Consider the following 4,624-nt stretch of genomic DNA (forward strand, 5'->3'; position numbering starts at 1 on the left):
GTTATGCCGCACTCATTCCGCCTTGATTTACCGCAAAACTCGACCCGGCGCGACCGTCGGCAAAACGTCAACAGAGCCTAGGCAAGCGCTGGACAACTCCACTGACGCACCACCAGCACGGCTCCGCTGCAGCGGCCACCGTGGCTAAACACCCGTTTCGCTCGGCGCATCCCGGGTAGTGCCGGTGCTGCTTGCCAGTGCCTTGCCCGCAGTGCAGATCAACCCCGAACACAAAGCCAATCAATGAGAACACGTATTTTGCTGGTCGAAGACAATGTGGAACTGCTGCCGGTGTATGCCGAAGGGCTGGCCGACTTCGGTTTTGATGATGTGGTGACATTCAGCGACACCACCAATATCGTGGAACGTCTGGCGGCTGCCTACACCGGACCGAGCATCCTGTTGACCGATGTGTTCCTCCATCCGCTTACCGCTACCCGCTATCTGCCCGAGTTGGCGCCGGCCGGGCTAAAGCTGCCCGTGGTGTTGATGAGCTCGATCACCGACCCGATCCAGCTCAATTCGCTGGTGTTGCAATGCCAGTACTGCGGTTTTTTCAGCAAGGGCAAGAATGCGCAGATCTTCCTGAGCCAGCTGGCCCTGCACCTGGCTGATATGGCTGATCGCGCCGAGAATGCCTGGGCAGCCTATAGCGAACGGCAGCATGCCAGGGCAATGGTGCGCGGCCTGAAAGACACCCAGAAGATGTCGAAAGAGAAAAAACTGGAAGTGCTGCGGCATATTGTTGCCTTTGAAGACGCCGCCGATATCGCCCGCAATCTCGGCGTTGGCACCACCACAGTGTACGAATTGCGCAAGGAATTCATGGGCTGGATCACCGAAGCACACACCGCCCGGCGCCTGCAGGCGTTTATTGATGCGGTTCGCGACTAAGGGCAGCTAAGCTGGGCTGAGCAGACATTGTCGGCTTGGGCTTCGCCCATGCAGACCCTGCGGCAGTCATGCACCACTCCGGCAGACTCTGCCCCCTCGGGAGACAAGCATGCATCGCCTAATCTGGCTCCTGTCCCTGCTATTGATCCTGCACAGCGAGGCAGCTGAATGGCGTATTCGCTATCCCGACAGCGGCGACCGCCGCCACGAGTTCTTTACCGCCCTGATCGAAGAAAGCCTGAAAGCCGATGGACAAACAGTGCGATTGGAAGCGGTAAGCATACCGCGCCATATGCGCAGCTATCTGGCGCTGAAGCAGGCAAAAATCGACATCTTGTGGCTATTGCCGAGCAAGGAGCGCGATCAGCAATTTCACCGCATCAACATGCCTTTGACCAATGGTCTGGTCGGCAAGCGTGTATTGTTGATCGCCGAGGGAGACAAACGCTTCGAGTCGCTCGCACAGCTGTCCGACCTTCAAGCCAGCGGACTGGTGGCCGGCCTGGGCCGCGGCTGGCGCGATGTCGCCATCTGGGATGCCAACCAGCTGCCGCGCTATGAACATAATGGCGACTGGAACGATCTGTTCCGCTTGCTGGCATCACGACGACGCGGCGTGGACTATCTGCCGCGCGGCGCCATCGAAGTGCTGGACGAGGCCAGAGTCCATCCGGAGCTGATGATCGAACCACGACTATTGCTCAGCTATCCCGGCGAATTCTATTTTTACACCCATAGCGAAGCCCTGGCCAAAGCGCTGGAGAGAGCCTTGAAGCATGCTCAGCAACAAGGCTTGCTATCGCGACTACAGCAGCAAATCTTCGGCCCGGCACTGGAGCGCCTGCAGCTGGATGGCCGCCACCTGATCGAGCTGAAAGCCGCCGCTGAATAGCCAGCGATACCCCGCCAAAACAAAAAGCCGGCCAAACGGCCGGCTTTCGTCAAGCAAACAACCCGCTTATTCCTTGGCCTTCAAGGCTTCCACCAGGTCGATGTACTTTTGCTTGGCAACATCGGACTCGGTGCCGGACAACTCGGCCCAGGCGTTGTACTTGGCGGCGCCGACAAAGTCGAACATGGAGGGCTTGTCGCCCTTTACATCGCCTTCGGAGGCTTGCTTGTACAGCGCGTAGAGCTTGAGCTTGACCGAATTGTCTGGCGCTTCGGACAGCTGGGTGACGTCTTCAGCGGCTTGCTTGAACTTGGCATCGATATCGGACATGTCATTTCCTCGGTTTGGTCTGGATCGTTGTTAGGGCATGGCAAATGTGGATTTGCCGAACTCAGTCGATAATTTCAATCAAGCGTTTGCTTGAGTCAAGCGCTATCACCAAAGGCAATCTTGCCGTCCACTATGGTGTAGCGAACTTTGCCGTGCATTTCCATGCCGGTAAAGGGGGTGTGCTTGCCGGAGCTGCGCAGCGTATCACTCCCCACCCGCCAGTAGGCCTGCGGATCGAACAGGCAAAGATCGGCCACGCCACCGACGCTGATGCGCCCGCCCGGTACGCCGAGCAGGGCAGCCGGTGCCGTGCTGATCTTGGCCAGGGCCGAAGCCAGCGGCAGCTGCTTTTGCGCAGCCCAGGCGAGGGTAAGCGGCAGCAGCAGCTCCAGGGCGCTGGCACCGGGCTTGGCTTCGCCAAATGGCAGCAGCTTGTCGTCGTTGCCCACCGGGCTGTGATCGGAGCAAATGGCGTCGATGCTGCCGTCGAGCAGGCCGCGCTGGATCGCATCGCGGTCGGCCAGGCCGCGCAGCGGCGGGCTCAGGCGCATATTGCTGTCGAAATAGCCGATATCCACATCGGCCAGATGCACATGATTGATGCTGACATCGCAAGTCAGCTTCAAGCCATAGGCGCGCGCCGCCGCCACCATCTCGATACCTTCGCGTGACGACAGGCGCTCCAGATGCACCCGGGCGCCGGTATCGCGCATCAGGATCACGATGGTGGAAATCGCCACCGTCTCGGCCGCCGTGGGGATGGCCGGCAGACCGAGGCGGGTCGCCACCTGGCCGTCATGGGCTACGCCGCCGCTGGCCAGGCGCACATCTTCCGGACGCAGGCGCAGCGGGATATCGTAGGTGGCAGCGTATTGCATGGCGCGATACAGCACCCGGGTGTCGGCCAGCGGCGCATCGGCCTGACTGAAGGCAATGCAGCCGGCCTCGCGCAGCTTGGCGAACTCGGTCAGCTCATGGCCGGCCAGATCGCGGGTGAGGGCGCCCAGCGGCAACACGCGAGCAAGGCCCAGCGCATCGGCGCGCTGGCGCAGCATTTGCACGAGGCCAGGCTCATCCAGCGCCGGCTTGGTGTCGGGCATGGCGCACAGGGTGGTAATGCCGCCGGCCACCGCTGCCTTGAGTTCGGACTGCAATTTGTTCTTGTGCTCGCCGCCAGGCTCACCGAGCCGCGCGGCCAGGTCCACCAGACCCGGTGCCACCACCAGGCCGCTGGCGTCGATGATCTGGTCGGCAGCAAAGCCGGCCGGCGCCGCGCCGATGGCGAGGATCTTGCCGTCGGCCAGATGCAGGTCGGTAATGCCATCATGGCCGCTGGCCGGGTCGACCAGGCGACCATTCACAATGCTGATGCGCTTCATGTGCGGGCCTCCGTAAGGGTGCTCATAACGGCCATACGCACTGCGATGCCGAAGGTCACTTGATTGAGAATCACGCTTTGCTTGCCATCGGCCACCGCCGAGTCGATTTCCACCCCCCGGTTCATCGGCCCTGGGTGCATCACGATGGCATCGGGCTTGGCCAGCGTGGCCAGCTTTTCGCTCGACAAGCCGTAGAACTGGTTGAACTCATTGGCACTGGGCAGCAGGGCGCCATTCATGCGCTCGTTCTGCAGGCGCAGGGCGATCACCACGTCCACATCCTTCAGACCCGCCTTGAGATCGTGGAACACCCGCACGCCTAGCTGCTCGACATCACGCGGTAGCAGGGTCTTGGGGCCGATCACCCGCACTTCCGGCACGCCGAGGGTGGTCAGTGCGTGGATCTGCGAGCGGGCAACCCGGCTGTGCAGAATGTCGCCGACGATGGCCACGGTCAGATTCTGGAAGTCGCCCTTGAAGTGGCGAATCGTGTACATATCGAGCAGGGCCTGAGTCGGGTGCGCATGGCGGCCGTCACCGGCATTCACCACCGCCACACCAGGCTGCAAATGCTTGGCGATCAGGAAGGGCGCGCCCGATTCGGCATGGCGCACCACAAACATATCGGCGCCCATCGCCTGCAGATTGTGGATGGTATCGAGCAGCGTCTCACCCTTGGCAGTAGAGCTGGCCTGGATATTCAGGCTGTGCACATCGGCGCTCAGGCGCTTTTGCGCGATCTCGAAGGTGGTGCGGGTGCGGGTCGAGTTCTCGAAAAACAGATTGAACACGCTTTTGCCGGCCAGATCGGCGTGCTTTTTCTCACCACGTTCTTCCGCCGCCACATAGGCGGCAGCGCGATCGAGAATCTGGCGCAAGATACGCGCCGGCAGCCCTTCGGTGCTGAGCAGATGAATCAGCTCGCCGTGGCTGTTGAGTTGGGGGTTGTACATGTTGTCGCCTTTTTAATGCTGGATGCCTGATCGTTCACTCAATCTACAGTGGAGGCGCCCGGGAAACCCGTGCGCTAACCATTGGTGGGGGCTGATACAGCGGCTCCCCTTGATTCAATCCTACTCCCCCCGCCCTCGCCGCCGCGAGGGAGCCTCGCTGACGCTCGTCGGTGGCT

General features: G+C 61.3%; 5 protein-coding genes. 2 read left to right on the forward strand and 3 right to left on the reverse strand.

Annotated features, from left to right (window positions below):
• The first annotated feature begins 243 nt into the window (after positions 1-243).
• A complete protein-coding gene (locus tag ACE3OH_RS19670; protein ID WP_374357168.1) occupies positions 244-894 on the forward strand; it encodes a hypothetical protein in 651 nt (216 codons plus the stop codon).
• Positions 895-1,003: 109 nt separating this feature from the next.
• Positions 1,004-1,786 (forward strand): hypothetical protein, encoded by a 783-nt coding sequence (locus ACE3OH_RS19675; RefSeq protein WP_374357170.1) that lies wholly within the window; start codon positions 1,004-1,006, stop codon positions 1,784-1,786.
• A gap of 66 nt (positions 1,787-1,852) precedes the next feature.
• Here ACE3OH_RS19675 and ACE3OH_RS19680 read toward each other — a convergent pair whose 3' ends face one another.
• The 3 genes from ACE3OH_RS19680 to ACE3OH_RS19690 form a co-directional block, all read right to left on the reverse strand.
• Positions 1,853-2,116 carry an acyl-CoA-binding protein gene (locus ACE3OH_RS19680; protein ID WP_374357172.1) on the reverse strand — a complete coding sequence of 88 codons (264 nt, stop codon included), beginning with the start codon at positions 2,114-2,116 and terminating at the stop codon, positions 1,853-1,855.
• A 95-nt stretch (positions 2,117-2,211) separates the two neighbouring features.
• Positions 2,212-3,495, reverse strand: a complete 1,284-nt coding sequence (locus ACE3OH_RS19685; RefSeq protein WP_374357174.1) for a dihydroorotase — start codon at positions 3,493-3,495, stop codon at positions 2,212-2,214.
• On the reverse strand, positions 3,492-4,448 hold the full coding sequence (locus tag ACE3OH_RS19690) for an aspartate carbamoyltransferase catalytic subunit (protein ID WP_374357176.1): 957 nt from the start codon (positions 4,446-4,448) through the stop codon (positions 3,492-3,494). Before ACE3OH_RS19690 ends, ACE3OH_RS19685 begins: the two co-directional genes overlap by 4 nt.
• Positions 4,449-4,624 lie beyond the last annotated feature (176 nt).

This window comes from Chitinimonas sp., from assembly GCF_041904975.1.
GTDB lineage: Bacteria > Pseudomonadota > Gammaproteobacteria > Burkholderiales > Chitinimonadaceae > Chitinimonas.